19 protein-coding genes are annotated in these 24,993 nt (G+C 56.4%); 14 read left to right on the top strand and 5 right to left on the bottom strand.

All coding sequences use genetic code 11. The features are described 5' to 3' along the window. The first annotated feature begins 27 nt into the window (after window positions 1–27). From ACJJU9_RS16865 to ACJJU9_RS16835, 7 genes are all read left to right on the top strand, one after another. Window positions 28–507 carry a sigma-70 family RNA polymerase sigma factor gene (locus tag ACJJU9_RS16865; protein ID WP_048373154.1) on the top strand — a complete coding sequence of 160 codons (480 nt, stop codon included), beginning with the start codon at window positions 28–30 and terminating at the stop codon, window positions 505–507. A gap of 117 nt (window positions 508–624) precedes the next feature. Further along, the gene (locus tag ACJJU9_RS16860; protein ID WP_407729040.1) at window positions 625–1,962 is read left to right on the top strand and encodes a lysine N(6)-hydroxylase/L-ornithine N(5)-oxygenase family protein; all 1,338 of its coding nucleotides are present in this window, start codon (window positions 625–627) and stop codon (window positions 1,960–1,962) included. Between the two features lie 753 nt (window positions 1,963–2,715). Continuing rightward, window positions 2,716–5,478, top strand: coding sequence for a magnesium-translocating P-type ATPase (mgtA, locus tag ACJJU9_RS16855; protein WP_048373159.1), 2,763 nt, complete (start codon window positions 2,716–2,718; stop codon window positions 5,476–5,478). A gap of 352 nt (window positions 5,479–5,830) precedes the next feature. After that, a complete protein-coding gene (locus tag ACJJU9_RS16850) occupies window positions 5,831–6,457 on the top strand; it encodes a response regulator transcription factor (RefSeq protein WP_273218113.1) in 627 nt (208 codons plus the stop codon). After that, on the top strand, window positions 6,458–9,727 hold the full coding sequence (locus ACJJU9_RS16845; RefSeq protein WP_407729039.1) for a transporter substrate-binding domain-containing protein: 3,270 nt from the start codon (window positions 6,458–6,460) through the stop codon (window positions 9,725–9,727). It abuts the gene before it with no gap. Between the two features lie 112 nt (window positions 9,728–9,839). Continuing rightward, on the top strand, window positions 9,840–10,169 hold the full coding sequence (locus ACJJU9_RS16840; protein WP_407729038.1) for a hypothetical protein: 330 nt from the start codon (window positions 9,840–9,842) through the stop codon (window positions 10,167–10,169). Window positions 10,170–10,251: 82 nt separating this feature from the next. Next, the gene (locus ACJJU9_RS16835; RefSeq protein WP_407729037.1) at window positions 10,252–10,737 is read left to right on the top strand and encodes a GNAT family N-acetyltransferase; all 486 of its coding nucleotides are present in this window, start codon (window positions 10,252–10,254) and stop codon (window positions 10,735–10,737) included. Window positions 10,738–10,791: 54 nt separating this feature from the next. On the opposite strand, the gene ACJJU9_RS16830 is transcribed toward ACJJU9_RS16835, so the two are convergent. Then, complete coding sequence (locus tag ACJJU9_RS16830) at window positions 10,792–12,531, bottom strand: phosphoethanolamine transferase CptA (RefSeq protein ID WP_153351543.1); 1,740 nt, start codon at window positions 12,529–12,531, stop codon at window positions 10,792–10,794. A gap of 425 nt (window positions 12,532–12,956) precedes the next feature. Here ACJJU9_RS16830 and gnd point away from each other — a divergent pair, with 425 nt between their 5' ends. From gnd to nudC, 5 genes are all read left to right on the top strand, one after another. After that, complete coding sequence (gene gnd, locus ACJJU9_RS16825; RefSeq protein ID WP_048373167.1) at window positions 12,957–13,937, top strand: phosphogluconate dehydrogenase (NAD(+)-dependent, decarboxylating); 981 nt, start codon at window positions 12,957–12,959, stop codon at window positions 13,935–13,937. Beyond that, window positions 13,934–15,457, top strand: coding sequence for a glucose-6-phosphate dehydrogenase (gene zwf / locus ACJJU9_RS16820; protein WP_407729036.1), 1,524 nt, complete (start codon window positions 13,934–13,936; stop codon window positions 15,455–15,457). The genes gnd and zwf overlap by 4 nt, the downstream gene beginning before the upstream one ends. Continuing rightward, window positions 15,454–16,272, top strand: a complete 819-nt coding sequence (locus tag ACJJU9_RS16815) for a Cof-type HAD-IIB family hydrolase (protein ID WP_407729035.1) — start codon at window positions 15,454–15,456, stop codon at window positions 16,270–16,272. The genes zwf and ACJJU9_RS16815 overlap by 4 nt, the downstream gene beginning before the upstream one ends. Window positions 16,273–16,395: 123 nt before the next feature. Continuing rightward, window positions 16,396–17,208 carry a crotonase/enoyl-CoA hydratase family protein gene (locus ACJJU9_RS16810; RefSeq protein ID WP_407729034.1) on the top strand — a complete coding sequence of 271 codons (813 nt, stop codon included), beginning with the start codon at window positions 16,396–16,398 and terminating at the stop codon, window positions 17,206–17,208. Between the two features lie 43 nt (window positions 17,209–17,251). Further along, window positions 17,252–18,082, top strand: a complete 831-nt coding sequence (nudC, locus tag ACJJU9_RS16805) for an NAD(+) diphosphatase (RefSeq protein WP_407729033.1) — start codon at window positions 17,252–17,254, stop codon at window positions 18,080–18,082. On the opposite strand, the gene ACJJU9_RS16800 is transcribed toward nudC, so the two are convergent. Together ACJJU9_RS16800 and ACJJU9_RS16795 are read right to left on the bottom strand one after the other, a co-directional pair. Continuing rightward, window positions 18,050–18,835, bottom strand: coding sequence for a TSUP family transporter (locus tag ACJJU9_RS16800; RefSeq protein ID WP_048373180.1), 786 nt, complete (start codon window positions 18,833–18,835; stop codon window positions 18,050–18,052). The two genes, nudC and ACJJU9_RS16800, sit on opposite strands and share 33 nt — an antisense overlap. 187 nt (window positions 18,836–19,022) lie before the next feature. Next, complete coding sequence (locus tag ACJJU9_RS16795; protein WP_048391395.1) at window positions 19,023–20,132, bottom strand: sigma-54-dependent Fis family transcriptional regulator; 1,110 nt, start codon at window positions 20,130–20,132, stop codon at window positions 19,023–19,025. A gap of 333 nt (window positions 20,133–20,465) precedes the next feature. Between ACJJU9_RS16795 and ACJJU9_RS16790 the strand changes: the two genes are divergently transcribed. Both ACJJU9_RS16790 and ACJJU9_RS16785 read left to right on the top strand, forming a co-directional pair. Next, on the top strand, window positions 20,466–21,635 hold the full coding sequence (locus ACJJU9_RS16790) for a cysteine desulfurase family protein (RefSeq protein WP_407729032.1): 1,170 nt from the start codon (window positions 20,466–20,468) through the stop codon (window positions 21,633–21,635). Window positions 21,636–21,690: 55 nt separating this feature from the next. Then, window positions 21,691–23,502 carry an aminopeptidase P family protein gene (locus ACJJU9_RS16785; protein ID WP_407729031.1) on the top strand — a complete coding sequence of 604 codons (1,812 nt, stop codon included), beginning with the start codon at window positions 21,691–21,693 and terminating at the stop codon, window positions 23,500–23,502. Window positions 23,503–23,563: 61 nt separating this feature from the next. Here ACJJU9_RS16785 and ACJJU9_RS16780 read toward each other — a convergent pair whose 3' ends face one another. Next, on the bottom strand, window positions 23,564–23,845 hold the full coding sequence (locus tag ACJJU9_RS16780) for a hypothetical protein (RefSeq protein WP_048373188.1): 282 nt from the start codon (window positions 23,843–23,845) through the stop codon (window positions 23,564–23,566). Window positions 23,846–24,010: 165 nt separating this feature from the next. Continuing rightward, a complete protein-coding gene (rhtA, locus tag ACJJU9_RS16775; RefSeq protein ID WP_407729030.1) occupies window positions 24,011–24,898 on the bottom strand; it encodes a threonine/homoserine exporter RhtA in 888 nt (295 codons plus the stop codon). Window positions 24,899–24,993 lie beyond the last annotated feature (95 nt).

The following is a 24,993-nucleotide window of genomic DNA, read 5'->3' as shown; positions in this document are numbered from 1 at the left end:
GCCGCGCTGCTGCGGCCGGGAGTCCTGTTGGAAAACTACTATCGCGAACTGGTGAGCTTTTTGAGTGCCAGATTGGGCAATGCTCAAGCGGCAGAAGATGTGGTGCATGACGCTTATGTGCGGGTGCTGGAGCGCACCAGCGATGAGCCGATTGAACAGCCACGGGCGTTTTTGTATCGCACCGCGCTTAATCTGGTGATCGACGGTCACCGTCGCAGTGCCTTGCGCCAGTCTGAACCGCTGGAGGTGCTGGACAGCGAAGAGCGTTTTTTCAGCCCGTCGCCACAGCTGCTGATGGACCAGAATCAGCGCCTGCAACAGATCCAGCAGGCGCTCTCGGAATTGCCGGCGGCGTGCCGTGAGAGCTTTTTGCTACGCAAGCTGGAAGGCTTGTCCCACGTTGAGATCGCCGAACGCCTGGGCGTGTCGCGTAGCGTGGTCGAGAAGCACATCGTAAATGCCATGAAGCATTGCCGGATTCGAATTCGGCAGTGGGACAAGTCTTAAATTTTTTTTCCGTGTCCTCGTCCCTACTCAACAGACGACCTGCTGATCTGCCATAGAACAGTCGGGTTACGGGTTTTTTAATCCCTCTGTTGAGGGGCAATCCAGAGGACACTGGAAATGACACAGGCAATCGCTTCGGCCGTCGTTCATGATCTGATCGGCATCGGTTTTGGGCCTTCCAATCTGGCCCTGGCCATCGCCCTGGAAGAGAGCGGGCAGGTACACGGTCCCTTGGATGTGCTGTTTTTAGACAAGCAGGCGGACTACCGCTGGCACGGCAATACGTTGGTGACCCAGAGTGAGTTGCAGATTTCCTTCCTCAAGGATCTGGTGACGCTGCGCAATCCCACCAGCCCTTATTCGTTCGTCAATTACCTTAAAGCCCACGACCGCCTGGTTGATTTCATCAACCTTGGGACCTTCTATCCTTGCCGGATGGAGTTCAACGACTACTTGCGTTGGGTGGCTTCACACTTTGAAGCGCAGAGCCGGTATGGTGAAGAAGTGCTGGCCATCGAGCCGGTGCTGCACCAGCAGCAGGTTGAGGCGCTGCGGGTTATCTCCCGCGATAGCCAGGGTCAGCACCATGTGCGCACGACGCGTTCAGTGGTTGTCAGCGCCGGGGGCACGCCGCGCATTCCGGCCTCCTTCAAGGCGTTGAAAGACGATGCGCGGGTGTTTCATCACTCGCAGTACCTTGAGCGCATGAGCCGCCAGCCCTGCGTTAATGGCCAGCCGATGCGCATTGCAATCATTGGGGGCGGGCAGAGTGCTGCTGAAGCGTTTATCGACCTGAACGACAGCTACCCGTCGGCGCAGGTGGATTGGGTGTTACGCGGTTCGGCGTTGAAACCGGCGGACGACAGCCCGTTCGTCAACGAAGTGTTTTCGCCGGAGTTCACCGATCTGGTGTACCAGCAGGGCACTGCCGAGCGCGAGCGGTTGATCACTGAATATCAGAGCACCAACTATTCGGTGGTGGACATCGACTTGATCGAGCGCATCTACGGCATTTTTTATCGTCAGAAAGTGTCCGGTATTGCCCGCCATGTGTTCCGCAGCCTGACCAGCATTGAAAGTGCAACCTCAGACGAGCAGGGCGTCAAGTTGGTTATGCGCAACAGCGCCAGCGGTGACGTCAGCGAGCAGCACTACGATGCAGTGATTCTGGCCACCGGCTATGAGCGGCAATTGCACCGTCATTTATTGGCGCCGCTGGCGCAATACCTAGGTGATTTTGAGGTGGATCGTGACTACCGGATCGTCACGGACAAGCGCTGCAAGGCCGGGATCTACATGCAGGGTTTTTGTCAGGCCAGCCATGGTTTGAGTGACACTCTGTTGTCGGTATTGCCGATTCGCGCGCAAGAAATTTGTGCATCGTTGTACGCGCATGACCAACATCACAAGCAGGGCAGCCTGACGGATGAGCGGGTGTTGGCGGCGGCGATATAACTGCCTGTTGTAGCAGTTGACGAGCAGCGCGAGGCTACGTCCGGCTGCGTAGCAGTCGTAAATCAGGAAAGCGCGGTCATTCTGTAAGACATGGGCCTCAAGATTTACGATCGCTGCGCAATCGGACGTAGCCTCGCGGTGCTCGTCAACGACTACGCAGAGATGTAGGTACGCGCAAACTGAACCCTTCCTGAAGATACATCTGATTCATAAAACGCAAGCTTTCCTGCGGTTTACTCTGCGAAATGCCGGGAGTAAGCTTTCCACGTTTTCATCAAGAGCGCAGATCCTAAGTGGGTAACAGTTCGAGTGACAGTAGTCGGCCGGTTTTGAAGACCGGCACATTCTCAGCAAGCTAACGCGCAGATTCCCCTGTCGTTGCTTGCTGACCAGCGAGCAGCGGCATCCTGAACGGGGTTGTGACCCCGAACCCGAAGCCCTCTCCCAGACACTGAAACGTGTTGCGCAGTGCAACACGACGTTCGCGCGTGCCTTCGGCACGGGGCGCACGTTCGGCTGTGCCTTCTTCAAGGCTGCGTTGACCGTTAGGGGAAGCACCATGAAGCACTTTTTTACGCCCGTTCGCCGTCGCCAGCACCGTCCAGCCTTACCTGGTTGCGTGTACGCCAATAATTGACGGCGGGCATCAGGCCCGCTGACCGAGACTAAAAAATGAATGACGGTTCGAGTTTAAGGCTGCCTGGGTAATCACGCTGAACAGGGTGACTACGCAGGCAGCGCAGGAGTAGCACCATGAAACACACCCTGAAAGAGTTCTTCGCAGGCTTTCTACGCACTCGCCACATTGGACGGCACTTTCGCCGTCTGGCATTGCTCGACAGCCTGACCAACACCACGGTCAGCCGTGAAGTACCGCCTACCCTGGCGCAAACCCTGGTGGCTTCGGCCAACACCGAAAGCGCGGCGTTGATCGACAAGCTCGGCACCCATACCGATGGCTTGAGTGAAGCCGAAGCGCAGACACTGCGTGACCGCCACGGCCTCAACGAGATTGAACACGAGCAACCCCTCAGCCGCTGGGTGCACCTGTGGCACTGCTACAAAAACCCGTTCAACTTGCTGTTGACCTTGCTCGCTGCGGTCTCGCTGGCCACCGACGACGTTCAGGCGGCAGTGGTCATCAGCACCATGGTGGTGCTGTCGACCCTACTGCGTTTTTGGCAAGAAGCCCGTTCGAACAAAGCAGCCGACGCCCTCAAGGCGATGGTGAGCAACACCGCCACGGTCATGCGCCGGGACTTCAGCGCAGAAGCGTCACCGATGTTTGGCAAGTTCTATGGTGCAGCCCAGCTAATTAAAGGTGCGCAACGCATTGAGTTGCCGATCAAACAATTGGTTCCGGGTGACCTGATCGTGTTGTCGGCAGGGGACATGATCCCGGCCGATTGCCGGGTATTGAGCGCCAAGGATTTGTTTGTCAGCCAAGCGGCCATGACTGGTGAGTCGATGCCGGTGGAGAAGTTTGCGCATCACTCTGACAGCCAGACCATCAACCCTCTGGAGCTGGAAAATATTTTGTTCATGGGCACCAACGTGGTGTCCGGCGCCGCCTCCGCTGTGGTCCTGACCACTGGTAATAACACTTACTTTGGTGCACTGGCCCAGCGTGTCGGGGCCACCGATCGTGGGCCGACTTCGTTCCAGACCGGGGTTAACAAGGTCAGTTGGTTGTTGATCCGCTTTATGTTTGTAATGGCGCCGCTGGTGCTGTTCATCAATGGTTTTACCAAAGGTGACTGGACTGAAGCGTTGCTGTTCGCGCTGTCGGTGGCGGTGGGCCTGACCCCTGAAATGCTGCCTATGATTGTGACCTCGACCCTGGCCAAGGGCGCGGTGTTTCTGTCGCGCAAAAAAGTCATCGTCAAACGTCTGGACGCTATCCAGAACTTTGGCGCGATGGACGTGCTGTGCACCGATAAAACCGGGACCCTGACCCAGGACAAAATCTTCCTGGCGCGCCATGTGGATGTGTGGGGTGAAGAGTCCGACGACGTGCTGGAAATGGCCTACCTGAACAGCTACTACCAGACCGGCCTGAAAAACCTGCTGGACGTGGCGGTGCTGGAGCATGTGGAAGTGCACCGCGAATTGAACGTGGGCACAGCGTTCAACAAGGTTGACGAGATTCCGTTCGACTTCACCCGCCGTCGTATGTCGGTGGTAGTCGCCGAGCAGGATCAGCCGCACCAGTTGATCTGCAAAGGCGCTGTCGAAGAAGTGCTGTCGGTGTGCAAGACCGTTCGCCACGGCGATCAGGAAGAAGCTCTCAGCGACGAGTTGCTGGCGCGTATTCGCCAGGTAACGGCAGCCTTCAACGAGGAAGGTTTGCGCGTGGTCGCGGTGGCTGCGCGTTCGATGGCTGCGGGCCGTGACACCTACAGCCTGGCAGATGAGCAGGAACTGACGCTGATCGGTTATGTTGCGTTCTTGGACCCGCCCAAAGAAAGCACCGCGCCTGCGCTCAAAGCGCTGGCCGAGCATGGTGTAGCGGTCAAAGTGCTGACCGGTGACAACGAACTGGTGACGGCCAAAATTTGCCGCGAAGTGGGCCTTGAGCAACAAGGCTTGCTGATGGGCAATGACATTGAGCGCATGACTGACGCCGAGCTGGCGGTTGCGGTCGAGACCACTAACGTCTTTGCCAAGCTGACACCCACTCACAAGGAACGCATTGTGCGTTTGCTCAAGGCTAACGGCCATGTGGTGGGCTTTATGGGCGACGGGATCAACGACGCCCCGGCTCTGCGCACTGCAGATATCGGGATTTCAGTGGACAGCGCGGTAGACATCGCCAAGGAGGCGGCCGACATCATCCTGTTAGAAAAAAGCCTGATGGTGCTGGAGGAGGGCGTGCTGGAAGGCCGTCGCACCTTCGCCAACATGCTCAAGTACATCAAAATGACCGCCAGCTCGAACTTCGGTAACGTGTTCTCGGTGTTGGTCGCCAGTGCGTTCATTCCGTTTCTGCCGATGTTGCCGATGCACCTGCTGGTACAAAACTTGCTGTACGACGTGTCTCAGATCGCGATTCCATTTGATAACGTCGATGACGAAATGCTGAAAAAACCACAACGCTGGCAGCCAGCGGATGTCGGACGTTTCATGCTGTTCTTCGGGCCCATCAGCTCGGTGTTTGACGTGCTGACCTTCGCCCTGATGTGGTACGTGTTCAAGGCCAATACCCCTGAGCATCAAACCCTGTTCCAGTCGGGCTGGTTCGTGGTCGGGCTGCTGACGCAAACCCTGATTGTGCACATGATCCGCACACCGAAAATTCCGTTCCTGCAAAGCCGTGCAGCGACGCCGTTGATGGTGATGACCGGGGTGATCATGGCCATCGGTATTTTCCTGCCGATGGGGCCGCTGGCCAGCTACTTCAAACTGGAGGCGCTGCCACCGCTGTACTTTATTTTCCTGCCGGTGATTTTGCTGGCGTACATGGCGCTGACTCAAGCGGTTAAGGGTTTTTACATCCGTAAGTTCGGCTGGCAGTAAGGGCTTTCAAAGCGTGGGTTGCGGTCATGTACCGATCGCAGCCGACGCCCCTTGGAGGCATTTAATATCGGGCGCGCCCATATTTTAAGAAATTTCCTACATCCTGTGTGGTACTTTCCCTTCTCGTAAGTTGCACCCGAATGGCGATTATTCGCGGCTTGATTTCAATCGGGTATCGCGATGTTGCGTTCAAGTAGCGGTGAGGACGCACGGGAGGTTTGTAGGAAATATCCTATACTTTCCCTTGTATTCATAAGCATGTTAATCATGAGGAAGTTACGGAGTTATCTATTCAAAAAAATAGATAAAGCCGCCCACGTCCTGTTATTGGCAGTTTTTGGCAGGGGTTCAAATGTATAAAGTCTTGATTGCCGATGATCACTCCTTGATTCGCACGGCTGTGCGACTGCTGTTGGAGAATCAGGGTTACACCGTCGTGGCCGAAGCGACTAACGGAATTGATACGGTGCAGCTGGCGCGCCAGCATGCGGTCGATCTGGTGGTCCTGGACATCACCATGCCGGGTCTGGACGGTCTGGAGGTGATCAGCCGGATTAAGGCCTCAGGGCTGAGCTGCCGGATTTTGGTGCTGACCTCCCAAGCGGCGCTGTTTTATTCGCAGCGATGCATGAAGGCCGGTGCAGCAGGGTTCGTGACAAAAAACCAGGAGCTCAGTGAGTTGCAACGGGCGGTCAGAACGATCATGGACGGTTATACGTTTTTCCCTAACTTGGCGATCAGTTCGGTTCGAAACAGTGATGCAACATTGACGGACATCGAATTGATTGAAAGTTTATCGGCCCGCGAGTTAACTATTTTGCAGCAACTTGCTCGAGGTGTAAGTAATAAACAAATTGCACTGGATATGACCCTGAGCAGCAAGACAATCAGTACCTATAAGGCACGGTTAATTGAAAAGTTAAACATGAAGTCAGTTGTTTATCTGGCAGAGTTTGCCAAACGTAATGGCTTGATTTAAATGAAACTTTTTGTGCGGCACGGGCTGTTGATCGTGTCGCTGGTTCTGGGATGGCCTTACGCACTGGCGCAGCCGACTGTGCAGTCGTTGCAGTTGTTGGGCCGCTCAAATGTTGAAGCCTACAGCGTGGTGCTTGAGGCGCCCGACTGGCAATGGCTTAAACAGCACGACACCTTGCGGCTGGGCATTTCGGCACCGGATTACGCACCCTTTGACATGACCGGTAATGATCAGGACTTTGAAGGGCTGACGGCGGATTACATGCAGCTACTCTCCGAGTTGTTGCACGTTAATGTTGACGTTAAACGGTATGCCTCAAGGGCGCAGGCTATAAACGCGCTCAAGCGCGGCGAGCTGGACTTGCTGAGCAGCGCCAACGGCTTTGAAGCGCAAGATCGCGCACTGGTGCTGAGCCAGGCTTATGCCGACGACTCGCCCACACTGGTAACGCGCAGCACTAACCAACCGGTGATGCCGGCTGATCTGGCAGGCAAGCGCTTGGCCATGCTAGATCACTATTTGCCTCCACAAGAAGTCCGGGCGTTTTACCCCAAGGCCGAGTTGCAGCTATATCCCTCAACACTGAGTGCTATTGGCGCTGTGGCGTTTGGTCAGGCTGATGCTTACCTGGGGGACTTCATCAGCGCCAACTACCTGATCAATAAGAACTACCTCAACAATGTGCAATTGGCCGACTTCTCACGCATCGATGTCAGCCCTTTTGCGTTTGCGCTGGCGCGCGATAACGCCCGGTTGCTGCGCATAGTCAATGCGGGGCTGGCGGCGATCCCGGCCAGTGAGCGGATGACGATTCTGCGCCGCTGGAGTTCGGAAGGGCCGCAAGTGAGTAGCCATTCGCGGCTGAACCTGACCGCCAGTGAACAGCATTGGCTGGATGCACATCCGCGTCTGCGGGTGGCGATCAATGATCAATACTTGCCGCTGTCGTTTATTGACGAGCAGGGTGTGTTTAAAGGTGTCAGCGCTGATGTGCTGTTCAATATCAGCGCGCGCACCGGCCTTGAGTTCGAGGTGGTTAAAGGCGACTCGGTGCAAGACTTGATCAGTCTGGTCAGCAGCGGCAAGGCCGATGTCATCGGCGCCTTCACCCCTAGCGTCTATCGCGAATCGCAGTTGCTGTTTACCCGGCCTTATCTGACCACGCCGTTTGTGCTGGTGACCTCTACCCGACTTGAGAGCCCTGACACGCTGGATGAGATGGCAGGGCAACGCCTGGTGCTGGTACGAGGCAATGTGTTGCGCGAGTTTGTATTGCGGCACTACCCCCGCATCCAGCTTCTGGAGGCAGACAACGCTGCCGATGCCATGGCGATGGTGGTCGCAGGCAAGGCGGATGGCGCCATCAACGCGTTGATCAGTGCGCGCTACATGATTTCGCGGCGTTTTAACGGGCAGTTGCACATCACCAGTACGGTGGGCACTCAGCCCGCACAGATCGGTTTTGCCACTGCGCGCGATGCTCCAGAACTGCATGGGATTCTGGACAAGGCGTTGTTGAGTATTTCTCCTGAAGACATGAGCGTGCTGACCAATCGCTGGCGCGACGACTCGCCGGAGGGCGAAAGCTATTGGTTGCGCAATCGGGCTGCGATTCTCCAGGGCTTTGCCATTGCGGCAGTGCTGCTGTTGCTCGCGTTTGGCTGGATTGCCTATTTGCGTCGCAGTGTCGCCAGGCGCCAGCAATTGCTGGAGCAAGTGCAAATTGCCAAACAACAGGCCGATGAGGCGAATCGCGCCAAAACCACGTTTTTAGCCACCATGAGCCATGAAATCCGCACGCCCATGAATGCGGTGATCGGCATGCTTGAGCTGGCGATGAAAAAAGCCGATCAGGGCGTGATGGACCGGCTGGCCATTGAAGTGGCGTCGGGGGCTGCTCGCGAATTACTGGAGTTGATCGGCGATATTCTGGACATCGCCCGCATTGAGTCCGGGCATCTGTCATTGAGCCCCAAACGCGCCAATGTGCAGGCGTTGGTGATGTCGGTCGTGCGTATGTTTGATGGTTTGGCCCGGCAGAAACATCTGAGTCTGGTGTATGAGCCCGCTACATCGGCGGCGGATATCGATGTGTTGATCGACCCGATGCGCTTTAAACAGATTGTTTCCAATGTGCTGAGCAATGCCATCAAGTTTACCGAGCAGGGTGAAGTCCGCCTGACGTTGACCTTGCAGCCTCACCCTGACGGGTCGCAGGTAGCGATTGGTATACGGGTTGATGACACCGGCGCAGGCATTGGCGAGGAGGATCTGCGTCGACTGTTTAGCCCGTTTGTTCAGGCCAGCAACAATCATCAATCGGCGCGCAGCGGTTCAGGGTTGGGGCTGGTGATTTGCCGCACGCTTTGCGAAATGATGGGCGGGACGATTCAGATGAGCAGTGAGCCGGGCAAAGGCACCCACGTTGATATCAGCCTCAACGTGCCGCGCCTTGAACCCGATGCCGGGCAGGCCGATGACGATGTAGAAGGGCTGGCCTCGCCGGGCTCGATGAGCATTCTGGTGGTGGACGACTACCCGGGCAACCGGGTGCTGCTGGCTCAACAATTGAGTTACCTGGGGCACCGCGTCATTGATGCCGAGAACGGCGCCCAAGGCCTGGCGGCGTGGCGCGCGGGCAGGTTTGACGTGGTTATTACCGATTGCAACATGCCGATCATGAATGGCTACGATTTGGCCCGCGCCATACGCAGCGATGAGGCCGGACGGGCGCTTGAGCCATGCCTTGTTTTGGGCCTGACAGCCAATGCCCAGCCAGAAGAAATTGAACGTTGTCGGCAAGCAGGGATGGATCAGTGTCTGTTCAAGCCGATCAGCCTGCAGGACTTGAGTCTGTGCCTGGCCTCCGGAACTCCTGGCCCTGAAAGCGTGTCTTACGCCGAACCTCTTGCCGAGGGCAGCGATGAAATTGACTTGGCCTACCTCCAACAATTGGCTCAGTGCGATGACGCGCTGGTGCATCAGCTGCTGACGGATATGGCCGTCAGCACCGATGAGGATCTTGCGCAATTGATGCAGCTTTTTGTCAGCGATGATTTTGAAGGGCTGGCTGCGCTGGCGCACAAGATTAAAGGCGGCGTTGCCCTGGTCCAGGCCAAAGGCTTGATGCGTTGTTGCGAGCAACTTGAGGCCGCGTGCGCATTGGGTGAACCACCGTTAATCCTTCCGTGTGTGGATGCGTTGCATGCAGAGATGGAGCGCTTTGCCCAGGCACTGGAGGAGCATATGCAGCATCAGGGAACGCAGTGATCCGCAGACAAGCGGTGCCTTGAAAAACAGGGCACGCCACCTATTAATCGTTGAACCGGGCTGTTTTGTTTAAACATTCAACGCAACGACGTGTGACGACGGTTAAAGCACTATGCCGAATAAGTCTTTACGAATATTGATCGCCGACTCTGATACCGAACAGGCGTTAAAAATTGACAGGGCGCTCGACTTGGCGGGATACCACCGGGTAGCCCCTTTGCGCGCAGTTGATGCGCTAAAAGGGCTTCGCGACGCCAAACCTGGTGAGTTCGACTTGCTTTTGATCAGCCAGAAAATGGCCGGAGGCCCGGCTGTCGATGCAGCGCAATACCACCGCGATAACGCGCAGTTTCGGCATATCCGCATTTATCAGGATGCCGACGCGCTGGCCGAGAATATTGTTGAACTGATGCAGAGCATTGACCCGCCAAAGCGCCCTTGAGACGAATACTTGTTTGCGTCACTGCTGGCACGCTAAGGTCGCAGGCTATCAAAATAAAATCAGACCTTGGGGAAGATGCGCGATGTCGCAAGTGGTAGTCGTACAAGCAAACTATACGGACCCGGTTCACGCTCAAGCACTGCGAGACGTTTTGAACCACTACGCGCAGGACCCGATGGGTGGCGGCGAGGGGTTATCAGCCCAGGTGCTGGAACAACTGCCGGGCGAGTTGGCCAAGCGTGCACATGCATTCAGTGTGCTAGCTTTTGTGGATGGTCAGGCCGCCGGGCTGGTTAACTGTTTTGAAGGTTTTTCGACGTTTGCCGGGAAGCCGCTGGTCAACGTGCACGACGTGTCAGTGGTCGATACCTACCGTGGCTTGGGCCTGAGCCAAAAAATGCTGGACAAGGTTGAGGCTATTGCGCGGGAGCGCGGCTGCTGCAAAATCACCCTCGAAGTTCTCGAGGGAAACCCTGTGGCTCAGGGTTCTTACCGCAAATTCGGGTTTAGCGCAGGGCAGCTGGACCCGGCCCACGGGCGCATGCTGTTTTGGAACAAGCCGCTGTAACAGCGGGCTTATGCAATAACAACGGGGCGCCAAGTGCGCCCCGTTGTGCATCTATTAATTGACCGCGCTTTGTACGGGTGCTGCTTTTGGCTTGATCAGGCTGAAATCAATCAGGGCTTTTTGCGGGCGAGAGTACGGGTTGCCGATCAATTGCGGGCGTACGACAAACTCATCGCTGACCAGGCTCTTCTTGTCATCCAGCTCTTTAGCGCTTAACCCGGCCAGGTCTGCCCAAGTGTGGATGAACTGTGAGCTGCTGTAAGGGCGCTCCAGATCACCGGCGAAATCCCAGGTGTGGTCTTCACGCCATTTGGGCGAGGCCCAGGCCAAAAAGGGGATGGTGTACATCGGCGCGGTTGGCTTGGCCTCGTTGCGTCCCAACGTGTCGTGGCCCACAGAGTCGAATACGTCTTCACCGTGGTCGGACAAATACAGCAGAAAGCCGTTCGGGTCGGTTTTGGCGAAGTCCTTGATCAGGCTCGACACCACGAAGTCGTTATACAGCACCGCATTGTCATAGCTGTTGTAGGTGGGGATCTGGTCATCGCTCAACCCGGCAGGTGCACCGGTACGGTCGGTGAATTTGTCGAAGGTCGGCGGGTAGCGGTACTGATAACTCATGTGAGTGCCGAGCAAGTGAATCACGATGAGTTTACGCGGTGCGCTGTCGGCCAGGATCTTGTTAAAGGGTTCCAGTACATCGCCGTCATATTGGCGGGCGTTCTGGTTGCGGTTGTTATTGAGGTACACCTGCTGGTCGGCCTGCTCGGAGAAGGTGGTGAGCATGGTGTTGCGTTTGGTCATGGTCTGCTGGTTGGTGATCCAGAAGGTTTTGTAACCCGCTTGTTTCATCACGCTGACCAGCGACGGGGTGCTGAGGTACAAGTCCGGGTTTTCTTCGTCGGCGAAGGTCAGCACTTGTTGCAGGGCTTCGATGGTGTAAGGACGCGGCGTGACGACGTTGTCAAAGATCGCCAGTTGGTCGCGTAACTTGTCCAGGTTAGGCGTGGTTTCTCGAGGGTAACCGTACAGGCTCATGCGCTGGCGGTTGGTGGACTCACCGATGACCAGTACCAGGGTTGTCGGTTGGCCTGCTTCTTCGTCTGTGAGGTTGGTGAGCGGCGGGATTTTGCTGGCGCTGGCGAGCATGCCTTGCATGCTGTCCAGTTGTTGCAGATAACGACGATAGGCGACCACCATTTGCCACGGCACGGCAGGTTCTACGCGGCTTTCAAAGCTTTCGAGGGCTGAGGCGAAGGTGTCGTGTTTAAGGGTCTGTTTGATCAGCGGGTAGCCGACCACTGCGAGCACGATCGCCAGGGCTGCGGCCCAGGCTTGGGTGCGGGGCAGGTACACCGGGCGCAGGCGTGTCCAGAGGAAAACCGCGAACGCGGTATGTGCCAGGAAGGCCAGCACCATCCACCAGGCAAAGTATTGCGTCATGTACTCGCCGGCTTCAGAGGTGTTCGACTCGAACATGATGAAGATGACGCTTTGCGAGAACTCTTGCTGGTAGATAAAGAAATAGCCCAGGCTGGCCATGGAACAGGCCCACAGCACCACGCCGATCACCGCTGCCATGATCCGGGTGCGGGCGGGGAATATCAGCATCGGCGCCAGCCATACGGCGCTCATCACGAATGCTTGGCGAAAGCCTGAAAAGCCCGAAGTGCCGGTGAGCTGTATCAGCAGTTGAGTGATGCCGGAAAAGTACCAGAAGAATAGAAACAACCAGCCCAAACCAGCCCAATCGAACCCGTTCGCAGATGCATTACTGCGTTTAAACAACCCCATACAACACTCCAGCGCAATACAGCTTGAATGGTTGACGCCGGACGACCCGGTACAACGCGTGTGGGCTGTCTGAAAATAAAACAGCCAAAAAGTGATCAATTGTCACAAAAGTCATGTGAAAACTTTGTGCGGGAGATGAAACTTCGAGGGGGGATGGTCGTGGGAGCGAGCCTGCCTCGCGATCTTTTGATCTTTAAAAAGATCGCGAGGCAAGCTCGCTCCTTCAGGTTGGGGAGGGGTTTTTAGTGTTTTTTTATGCAGATCGCCGTTCATCCGTCCGCTGAGTGGATTCAATCGGGAATCTGCCCCGCTGCATGTGCGAAACTATGCGCCATGCGATAGGACTAATCCTTAGCCGAGCACCTTAAGCATTGCTGAACTAAGGTGCTGTACACCTATTTATTTGCCGTTGGGAGCAACAGTACATGCAGTTGGGAATTATTGGATTGGGCCGTATGGGCGGGAACATCGCACGGCGTCTGATGCTCAATGGGCATACCACCGTGGTTTTTGACCGCAATACCGATTTCGTCAGTGCTCTGGAACAGGACGGCGCTACCGGCGTTGCTGACCTGCCTGCGCTGGTGGCTGGCCTGGCCAAGCCTCGCGCTGTGTGGGTCATGCTGCCGTCTGGCGCACCGACCGAAGACACGATCGATACCCTGAGCCAACTGCTCGACGCCGATGACATCATCATCGATGGCGGTAACACCTTCTATAAAGACGATATTCGTCGCTCCAAAGCGCTGGCTGAAAAAGGCATTCGTTATGTCGACGTCGGCACTTCGGGCGGCGTCTGGGGCCTGGAACGCGGTTACTGCATGATGATCGGCGGTGACACGCAAGTGGTTAAACACCTGGACCCGCTGTTTGCTGCGCTGGCTCCGGGCCTGGGCGATATTCCACGGACCAAGGACCGTGTGTCTGATGACGATCGCGCCGAGCGCGGTTACATCCACGCAGGCCCGGCGGGTGCAGGGCACTTCGTCAAAATGGTGCACAACGGTATCGAGTACGGCTTGATGCAGGCGTATGCCGAAGGCTTCAACCTGATGAAGATGAAAGGCGGTGAAAACCTGCCTGAAGACCAGCGTTTTGACCTGAACCTGGGCGATATCGCTGAAGTGTGGCGTCGTGGCAGTGTGGTGTCGTCCTGGTTGCTGGACTTGACCGCCGACGCTCTGGCCGTTGACGCACCGCTGGACGGTTACTCGGGCGCCGTGGCTGACAGCGGCGAAGGCCGCTGGACCATCGAAGCTGCCATGGAGCAGTCGACGCCGGTGCCTGTTCTGTCCAACGCCCTGTTTGCCCGTTATAGCTCGCGCCAGCAAAGCCTGTATGGCGACAAATTGTTGTCGGCCATGCGCTTTGGTTTCGGCGGCCATGTGGAGACGCCTAAAAAATGACCGAACCGTCCAGCAAATCCAACGTTAAACCTGCGCCTCCAACCACACTGTTTCTGTTTGGGGCCCATGGTGATCTGGTAAAGCGCTTGTTAATGCCGGCGCTGTACAACTTGACTCGGGACGGTTTGCTGGACGATGGCTTACGCATTGTGGGCGTTGACCACAATGCGATCAGTGATGAGGGCTTTGCCAAGAAGCTGGAAGACTTCATTCGCACGGAGGCCGCCAGCAAGGTCAACCATCCTGATGGTCAGGGCCTGAATGCTGACTTGTGGGCCCGCTTGGCGAAAAACATCAGTTATGTGCAGGGCGATTTCCTTGACGACAGCACCTACGCGGCGCTGGAGCAGAAGATTTTCGCCAGTGGCACGGGCAACGCGGTGTTTTACCTGGCCACTGCCCCGCGCTTTTTCAGCGAAGTGGTACAGCGGCTGGGTGCCAGCGGGCTGCTTAAAGAAACCCCGGAGGCTTTTCGCCGGGTAGTGATTGAAAAACCTTTTGGCTCGGATGTCGACACAGCGCAAGCCTTGAACGCTTGCCTGTTGAGTGTCATGAGCGAGAAGCAGATCTACCGGATTGACCATTATCTGGGCAAAGAAACAGTTCAGAACATTTTGGTCAGCCGTTTTTCCAACGGGCTTTTTGAGTCGTTCTGGAACAACCATTACATCGACCACGTGCAGATCACGGCCGCTGAAACGGTCGGAGTCGAGACCCGTGGCAGCTTTTACGAAAACACCGGTGCCTTGCGCGATATGTTGCCTAACCACCTGTTCCAGTTGTTGGCCATGGTGGCGATGGAGCCACCGGCTGCGTTTGGCGCAGATGCGGTGCGCGGCGAAAAGGCCAAAGTGATTGGTGCGATTCGGCCGTGGTCAATTGAAGACGCGCGCAAAAACTCGGTGCGTGGTCAATATACGGCGGGCGAGTCGGGTGGCAAGCCTGTGCCCGGTTATCGTGAAGAAAACAACGTGGCCGCAGACAGCTCCACGGAGACCTTTGTCGCCCTCAAAGTGATGATCGACAACTGGCGTTGGGTGGGCGTGCCGTTTTACCTGCGCACTGGCAAACGCATGAGCGCGCGTGACACCGAAATTGCGATCTGCTTTAAACCCGCGCCGTACGCACAGTTTCGCGACACCGAAGTGGAACGCTTGAAGCCCAACTATCTGCGTATCCGCATCCAGCCCAATGAAGGTATGTGGTTTGACTTGCAGGCCAAGCGTCCTGGCCCGGGTCTGAACATGGCCAATATTGAGCTGGGTTTTGCCTACAAGGACTTCTTTGAGGTGCAGCCGTCTACTGGCTACGAGACCTTGATTTATGACTGCCTGACTGGCGATCAAACCTTGTTTCAGCGGGCCGATAACATCGAAAACGGCTGGCGCGGCGTGCAGCCTTTTCTCGATGCCTGGCACGAGCAGGCGAACGTGCACTTCTATAAAGCCGGTGAAGACGGGCCGCAGGCCGCCAGGGATTTGTTGGCCCGCGATGGCCGCGTATGGCTGGACATCGAATGAGTACGCCGACGCAAGAGCCGATTCAGTTGGTGCTGTGCGACATGGACGGCACCTTGCTCAGGCCCGATCACAGCATCAGCCCGCGCACGTTGGCGGCGGTAAAAGCGCTGCAGGCTGCGGGCGTGTACTTCACGCTGGCCACTGGGCGACCGCCGCGAGGCATGCGTGAGCAGATCAAACAGCTGGGTATCGAGTTGCCCACGGCTGCCTTTAATGGCGGGGTGCTGGTTAACCCTGATGGCAGTTACCTGCAAACGCATCCCGTGCCCTATGAGGCAGTGAAAACCACGTTGAATGTACTGGCTGACCACGACGTTGAAGTCTGGGTGTTTGCCGATGATCAATGGTTGCTGCGCGACCCCGATGGCCCCATGGTGGCGCAGGAGCAGAATGCGCTGGGCTTTGCTCCGCGGGTGGTCACTGAGTTTGGTGACTATTTGCACCGGGTCGACAAAATTGTCGCGGCCAGTCGTAATGCTCCGTTGTTGGTTGAGCTTGAGCATCAGCTCCAAGGTGTATTGGGTGACGAGGCGCTGGCCAGTCGCTCGCAGGCGTTTTATCTGGATGTGACAGCCTTGCATGCCAACAAGGGCGAAGCGCTTGCCACCTTGGCTGAGCGCTTAGGGGTGCCGCTGGAGCGCACCATGGCCTTGGGTGATGGCGGCAATGACCCGGCGATGTTCAAGCGTGCCGGGCTGTCGGTTGCAATGGGCCAGGCAGACGAGGCAATCCGCAAGCAGGCGATGTATGTCACCGCAAGCAACGAGGATGATGGCGTGGCGCAGGCACTTGAGCGTTTTGTCCTGAAGCCTTGATGGCTGATCGAAGACGCCACTTTGTCCGGTTTTTGGCGTAATCACGGTCTTTTTCGGGACGCGCAGCTTGTTATAGTCGCTCGCTCATTGACCGGCGACAACGCCCCAAAAAGGATTCAGGTTATGCCCGAGTACCAGGCTTTCAAGGTTGAGTTAAACGACAGCATCGCCCACGTGACGATCAATCGACCTGAAAAGGTCAATGCGATGAATGCTGCGTTCTGGACTGAGATCATTGAGATTTTTCAGTGGATCGATGAGACCGATGCCGTGCGCGTGGTGGTGATCAGTGGCGCCGGCAAGCACTTTTCGGCCGGCATTGATTTGATGCTGCTGGCGTCGGTGGCCAATGAGCTGGGCAAGGATATCGGGCGTAACGCTCGCCTGCTACGGCGTAAAATCTTGCAAATGCAGGCCTCGTTCAATGCTGTTGATCAATGTCGCAAGCCTGTTCTGGCCGCTGTCCAGGGTTATTGCCTGGGGGGCGCCATTGATTTGATCGCGGCCTGTGACATGCGCTATGCCGCAGAAGATGCGCAGTTTTCGATCAAAGAAATCGACATGGGCATGGCCGCCGATGTCGGCACTTTGCAACGTTTGCCGCGCATTATCGGTGACGGCATGCTTCGGGAGCTGGCGTATACCGGGCGTATGGTCGACGCTGAAGAAGCGCGCAGTATTGGCCTGGTCAACCGGGTCTACAGTGATCATGAGCGTTTGCTGGAGGGGGTCATGGCCATTGCGCAAGACATAGCCGGTAAATCGCCGATTGCGGTGGGCGGGACCAAGCAAATGATCAGTTACATGCGCGATCATCGTGTCGATGATGGCCTTGAATATGTTGCCACCTGGAACGCGGCCATGTTGCAATCCACAGACTTGCGTTTGGCCATGGCCGCACATATGAGCAAACAAAAGCCTGAATTTCAGGATTGACGCGGTCGCCGCGTCGCACCTCAACTTGACCTGGGATGTTGTGATGACTTCGCGTTGGACTACGGCAGTACTGGACACCGATTTTGCTGGCGGCTTGGCCGTGGCGAGTGGCCCAGAGGGTTTTTTGCTCGACGACAATGGCCCATTGTTTCCACGTGAATGGCTCAAGCGCCAGGACCTGCCGGTTTTGGCTGAGCATGGCATTGGCCATCTGGACGGCGAGCCGGTCTACCTGCTGGAACTGAAGGGCAGTGCTCAGGTTCAGGGCTGCCAGTGGCAGGGTTTACGCGCGTTTATGCTGCAAGGCGACCACACTCTGTACAAGGTGTTGGGTTACGCCGCGCAAATTGGCACCTGGGCCCGTGAGCACCGTTTTTGTGGCAGTTGCGGGCAGGCCATGACGCAGGTGCCGAGGGAGCGGGCGATGTATTGCGCGACGTGTGACTTGCGCAGCTATCCGCGTATTTCACCGAGCATGATCGTGCTGATTACCCGTGGCGATGAAGTCTTGCTGGCGCGTTCGCCACGCTTTGTGCCGGGTGTTTACAGCACTCTGGCCGGTTTTGCCGAGCCGGGTGAGTCGGCCGAAGACTGCCTGATTCGTGAGGTGCACGAAGAGGTGCAGGTCCAGGTCAAGAATATTCAGTATGTGGGTAGTCAGTGCTGGCCGTTCCCGCACTCGATGATGCTGGGTTTTCATGCGGAGTATGCGGGCGGTGACATCGTGCCCCAGGCCGACGAGATTGAAGATGCGCAGTGGTTCAATATTCACCACTTGCCGCCATTGCCGGCGTCGCGCTCGATTGCGCGTTATCTCATCGACCTGTACGTGGCGCGGCGTTTAGGCCATGTCGAACCAGTGTTGCCAGGCTAGGCGCACTGTCAGCCCCAGGACCACGGTGATAAACACCGGGCGAATGAATTTGGCCCCGCCGCTGATTGCGCTGCGGGCGCCAAAGAAGGCGCCGATCATGACCGCAAAGCCCATGGTCAGACCGATGATCCAGTCCACGTGCCCGGAGAAGATGAAGATCGACAGCGCCGTGATGTTGCTGACGAAGTTCATGCTGCGGGCGACCCCGCTGGCCTTCACCAGGTCGATGGGGTAGAGCAGCATACTGCTGACGGTCCAGAACGCACCGGTTCCCGGGCCCGCTACGCCATCATAGAAACCCAGGCCAATACCTTGTGGCAGTTGCCATTTCTTTTTGATCGGCGCGTCGTTGTCGATCGGGGTTTTAGGCGTGCCGCCAAACAGTAAGTACAGCCCGCAGCCGAAGACGATCACCGGCAACATTTTGTTGAGCCATTCAGCCGGCATGTAATGGGCGGCGATAGCGCCGATCAGGGCGCCTGTCAGGGTGCCGAAAATAGCCAGCTTCCACTCGCGTGGATGGAACAGTTTGCGCCGATAAAAGGTGAAGCTGGCTGTGGCTGCACCGAATGTCGAGCTAAGTTTGTTGGTGCCCAATACCAGGTGCGGCGGTAGGCCGGCGGTCAGCAGGGCAGGGGTGGTCAGCAAACCACCACCGCCCGCAATCGCATCGATAAAACCGGCGACAAACGCAACGGCGGCCAAAATGGCGAGGGTGGTCAAATCTACGCTGAGACTGAGATCAAAAGGCATGAGGTCGACTTAATTCGGCGGGACGTATGCGCGATGCGCTGAAGGAAGCAGTCATCTTACCCATAACCGCAGGAAGCGGCGACAGGCCTTTTATCACTGGCAAAGGTTGCTCAGGTAACGGCTGATCAGTACGTCTGCGCTATACGTTCGGCTCAGCAGCAGCCGTCACAAGGCTGCTGCTGTTTAACTAAATGGACTGCTGCAAATAGGGTGAGGAGGGCGGTGAGTCAGAGCGGCGGGTGTTCACTGATAACGCGCCAAGCTTGATCAGGCGTGTCCGTGTGACATTGCGGCTTAAGCCCAGCAGTTTGGCGGTATGCACCTGGTTGTGATGGCAAAACTCGTAGGCAGCGCGAAGCAGGCTGTCTTCAACCGTTTCATGCAATGCGCCGGGCTCTTCTTCGAACAGCCTGCGAAACGCGCGTTGCAGCAGGTCTTGGGTGCTGTCTTGCGAATGCGCGTATGACGGTCCGGGTGTTTCCTGGCGCCTTACGCGTGAAGGTGACAGTCGCAGGTCTTGCACGGAGATGGTCTGGTTGCGGCACAGCAACAAGCTGTGATGCATGACGTTTTCCAGTTCGCGGATGTTGCCCTGCCATGGGTGTTGGGTGAGGGCTTCTTCGGCGCATGGGCTGAGCGTCGACGGGCCGTGTTGCAGACGTTGCCGATAGGTATGCAGGAAGTGTCTGGCCAGTGGCAGGATATCCCCTGGTCGCTCGCGCAATGGACGCAGCACCAGGCTCACGACATTCAGGCGGTAGTAGAGGTCTTCGCGAAAATGCCCCGCTTCGATGGCCTGCTCCAGGTTGACGTTGGTGGCGGCCAGTACGCGGACATTAATCGGCGTGCTTTTGCGCGAGCCGAGCCTGACGACTTCCTGCTCTTGCAGTACACGCAGCAGTTTCACTTGAATGGGCAGCGGCAAGTCGCCGATTTCATCCAGAAACAAGGTGCCGCCGTCAGCTTCTTCAAACCAGCCTGCTTTGGCGGCCAGTGCGCCGGTGAAGGCGCCTTTTTCGTGACCGAACAATTCGGCTTCAACCAGCGACTCGGCAAATGCGCCGCAGTTGACGGCGACAAAAGGCTGCTGATGGCGGTGGCTGAGTTGATGAATATGTCGGGCTACCAGCTCTTTGCCAGTGCCTGTTTCGCCAATGATCAAGACGCTGGCGTCGCTGGGAGCTATTTGTTGCAGATGCGCCAGTAACGCTTTGGACACGGGGTCTTCAAACACTTGGGCCGTGGCCCTTATGGAGGTCGCGAGTGCCGGAGTCGACGGTAATGTTAAAAGCTGCAAGGACAGCTCCTTTTATCGGGGGGCTCTGCCCACAAAAGGAAAGCCGAAGGCGACTTTATAAGGGGATTTTGATATTCCGTAAACTAACGTAATTCCATATTTATATATCCTTATGGCATATCAGACTTGCGCAACACCCTACTTTTAGCGCTTTATAAGGCCATGTATTAGCGTTTGACCGAGTTTGGGAAGGCTCCTACAGGTTTTCTCAGCGCTGCCTCTTTGTTTGGGCTGTTCAATCGGTTATTTCTAAATGCCGCGCTTTTCACGCGGTTTCACTTTTCTGCTATCAAGCACTGCCTGATTCCGGAATGCGCTCAGTGGGTTTGCACAATGAACAAACGACCTCTTTATTTCGATTACGCCGCCACCACGCCTGTGGACGATCGTGTCATTCAGGTGATGGTCGAGTGCCTGGGTTTTGAAGGCAATTTTGGAAACCCTGCGTCTGGCTCACATGCTTTCGGCCAGTCTGCCCGGCAGACGGTAGAGCTCGCCCGTGAGCAGGTCGCGCAGTTGGTCAACGCAAAGCCAGAGCACATCATCTGGACGTCGGGCGCTACCGAGTCCAATAACCTGGCCTTGAAGGGCGTTGCCCAGGCCAGCCGCGAATCGCGCGGGCACATCATTACTAGCCAGATCGAGCACAAGGCGGTGTTGGATACCGCGCACTTTTTAGGGGCGTCAGGTTTCGATGTGACGTACCTGACCCCAGACAGTAATGGTCTGGTCAGTGTCGACAAAGTCCGTGCTGCGCTGCGTTCGGACACGCTGCTGGTGTCGCTGATGTTGGTCAACAATGAGCTGGGAACGGTGAATGACGTTCCTGCTATCGGGCGACTGGTTCGCGAGCACGGTGCGTTGTTTCATGTTGATGCGGCACAAGGTGCCGGCAAGGTGGCCATCGACCTGCAAGAGTGGGCGGTGGACTTGATGTCGTTCTCGGGGCATAAGCTCTACGGTCCCAAAGGGATTGGTGCCCTGTATGTCGGGCCACGTGCGCAAGATCGTTTACAGGCCCAGATCCATGGCGGTGGCCATGAGTCCGGACTGCGTTCCGGCACCTTGGCAACCCATCAGATTGCCGGCATGGGCGCAGCTTTTGCCATTGCCCGTGAATCGTTTACCCAAGAGCTTTCGCATATTCAGGGCCTTCGCCAGCGGTTGCTTGAGCAATTGGCTGATGTGCCAGGTGTGCAGTGTAATGGTTGTCCGATCCAACGAATCCCTCATACCTTGAGCCTGACGTTCGGTGAGGGGCACTTTAATAGTTCGGCACTGAGTGCAGTGCTGGCCTACTCGGCAACCTCGGCGTGCAATTCGGCCAGCAAGGCGCCGTCTCACGTACTGCTTGCTGTGGGCCATGATGCAGACAAGGCGGCGAGAACCATTCGCTTGAGTCTTGGGCGTTTTACCCGCGAGCAGGACATTGATGTTGCGGTAAACGCCATTAAGGCCGCTATTGCAGCGCCTGCCCCTTTTTGGGCGGTTGCCCAGTCTTGATGACTGCTCCATTATCCGCGACGAAGAAACACAACCGTGGCCAGCAGGAGAGAGGATGAGCATTCAGTCGTTGAATCAGGAATCTGTGGTGCAGCGTTTGGTGCGGACTCGCGCCTTGATGGAACAGAATGGCATTTATGCGCTGTTGGTTCCCTCGGCCGACCCACACCTCTCCGAGTATTTGCCTGCCTACTGGCAGGGGCGTCAATGGCTGTCGGGCTTTCACGGTTCAGTCGGTACGTTGATCGTGACGCCGACCTTTGCCGGATTGTGGGCAGACAGCCGTTACTGGGAGCAAGCTGGCAAAGAGCTTGCCGGTAGTACTATCGAACTGGTCAAGTTGCAACCTGGTCAGCCAGGCCCTCTGGACTGGTTGGCAGAACAAGCTCCGCAAGGGTCGACAGTGTCGGTTGATGGTGCTGTTCTGGCTTTGGCATCTGCGCGCACTCTGGAGAGCAAGCTCAAGGAGCGTGGTGCAGTTCTGCGTACCGATATCGATGTGTTGAGCCTGGTGTGGGCTGATCGTCCCGCGCTGCCTAAACAGCCGGTGTATGAACATTTACCACCTCAAGCCACCGTGAGTCGAGTAGACAAGTTAGCGAAGCTGCGCGAAACGCTTAAGCAGCGTAACGCCGATGCACACTTTATCGCCACGCTGGATGATATTGCCTGGCTGTTTAACTTGCGTGGCTCTGATGTTTCTTTTAACCCGGTCTTTGTCTCGTTTGCATTGATTGAGCCTGACCGGGCCACGGTGTTTGTTGATCTGGAAAAGGTGGGTGTTGAGCTGCGTGACACCCTTCAGCGCGATGGCGTCAATTTGCGTGATTACACCGAGATCAATTCGGCTCTGGCTGCACTGTCTGCCACGACCCGACTGCTGATAGATCCGGCACGCGTCACTTGCGGTTTGCTCAACAACGTGAACCGTGAGGTGACGTTCGTTGAGAGTCTTAATCCAACTACGTTCGCCAAGTCGCAAAAGAGCCTTGATGATGCGGTTCACATCCGCCAGGCCATGGAGCAGGATGGCGCTGCGCTTTGCGAGTTCTTTGCCTGGCTCGAAGCGGCCTTGGGTCATGAGCGCATCACGGAGCTGACCATTGATGAGCAGTTGAGCGCTGCGCGTGCACGTCGCCCGGGCTTTGTATCGCTGAGCTTCAATACCATTGCGGCTTTTAACGCCAATGGCGCAATGCCGCATTACCACGCGACCGAGCAAGAGCACGCCGTCATTGAGGGTAATGGCTTATTGCTTATCGACTCGGGTGGTCAGTATCTGGGGGGGACCACCGATATCACTCGCATGGTGCCTGTCGGTACTCCTGCCCGCGAGCAAAAGCATGACTGCACTCGTGTGCTTAAAGGTGTGATTGCTTTGTCGCGTGCCCAGTTTCCAAAGGGGATTCTGTCTCCTTTGCTTGACGCCATCGCCCGGGCACCGATTTGGGCTGATAACGTTGATTACGGGCACGGTACCGGGCATGGCGTCGGTTACTTCTTGAACGTGCATGAGGGGCCGCAGGTAATTGCCTATCAAGCAGGTGTAGCACCGCACACTGCGATGCAGCCCGGCATGATTACGTCAATTGAGCCGGGTACATACCGTCCGGGTCGTTGGGGCGTGCGAATTGAGAATCTGGTGTTGAATCGCGAGGCTGGCGCCTCGGAGTTTGGTGAGTTTCTCAAGTTTGAAACCCTGACGCTCTGTCCGATTGATACGCGTTGCCTTGAGGCTTCTCTGCTGACGCATGAGGAGCTTAAGTGGCTTAATGATTATCACGAGCAGGTTCGTGAGCGGTTGAGCCCATTGCTTGAGGGTGATGCTTTAGCGTGGTTGCAGGCTCGAACAGCAGCACTTTCTTAAAGCGCGAGGGCGCTCTGTCACGTACTCGACTGAGTGGGTTGCGTGACAGAGGCTTGGGTTGTTATCTGCAAAGAACGATCATGCTTCGACTGGTATAGCCGGCGGGGTTCAATCCGAAAGGGTAATCCCCAGGTTCTTCAGTGCCATCACCTGACTTGGCAACAACGCGGTATCCCTTGTCTCCGCACGCCTTTACGGCCTCCGCGTAACATTTATCCCAGGATGACGATAATCCAGAGCAGTTGATGTGCAAGCCACGCTTGCCACGTTTGACGGCGGTTTCGGAGGTCGCAGCGCAGCCGGATATCATGAGCACGGCCAAAACTACCAAAAATCGTTTCATTCCTGTCCTTAAAGCGTTTACGTCAGATTTACGTGGTGCGGTGAGCGGTTGATCATTCAGTTGCTCCTTTGGATTTCCTTATCCGGAATCGCCCCAAGTGACACGTTCGGCGTATAAACATCCTCTAAATGAGAGTCAATTACCAGAACTGTGTCAATCAGGTGACTAATTGTCAGTGCTAACGGGTGTTGAGTGACCGCGCATTGTGAGGGTCGCGCCAACAGAGGCCATGATAATGCACAGAATAGCTATCCATTGTGTGACAGACAGGACTTCATGCAGAAACAGCAGCCCCGACAGCGCTCCAAAGGCAGGCTCAATGCTCATCAGGGTTCCAAACGTTCGCGTAGGCATGCGTGTAAGAGCAATCATCTCTAACGTGTAGGGCAGGGCAGTGGACAATAACGCGACAGCAAGGGCAACTGGGATCAGGGCTGGGGTCAATAGCGCGCTGCCTGCATGAACAATGCCCACAGGGGCAATAAACAGTGCCGCAATAATGACGCCCAAGGCTGCTGTCTGGACGCCGTTATCTGCCCCTGCTTTCTGCCCGAAGAGGATATACAGCGCCCAGCACACGCCTGCTCCGAGTGCATAGGCTGTGCCGACGAGATCAATGTCTTGTGCGCCTTCTCCTAGAGGGATAAGCAGTAAAAGCCCGGTAATTGCCAAGCCGATCCACACAAAGTCGATGGCTTTGCGCGAAGAAAAGATAGCAACCGCCAGCGGACCAGTGAATTCGAGTGCAACAGCAATCCCCAGCGGGACAGTACGCAGCGACATATAGAAGAGCAGGTTCATGCCGCCCAGGGCTATTCCGTAAACGATGACGGTCTTGAGCGATTTGGCGGTGAGTTTGGCTCTCCAGGGGCGCAGTATCAGCAGCATGATGATGCTGGCAAATATCAAGCGCAGGGTTGTTGTGCCTTGGGCACCCACTATCGGGAACATGCTTTTTGCGAGCGATGCACCTGATTGGATTGAGGCCATGGCGATAAGGAGTAGGCCAACAGGTAATAGCGTCGATACGAGGCTACGAGAGGACTGTGTCATTGCGGGGTATGCCTGGGCGATAAGTGTGTAGAGGTCAGGCATCATGCTCAAGTGGCGCGCGGTGTGCAATATAGTGCGCAATATGCTTTGAGATT

It is taken from the genome of Pseudomonas helleri (assembly GCF_045830615.1).
GTDB classification, from domain to species: domain Bacteria; phylum Pseudomonadota; class Gammaproteobacteria; order Pseudomonadales; family Pseudomonadaceae; genus Aquipseudomonas; species Aquipseudomonas helleri.
This window is presented reverse-complemented; position numbering and strand designations above follow the sequence as displayed.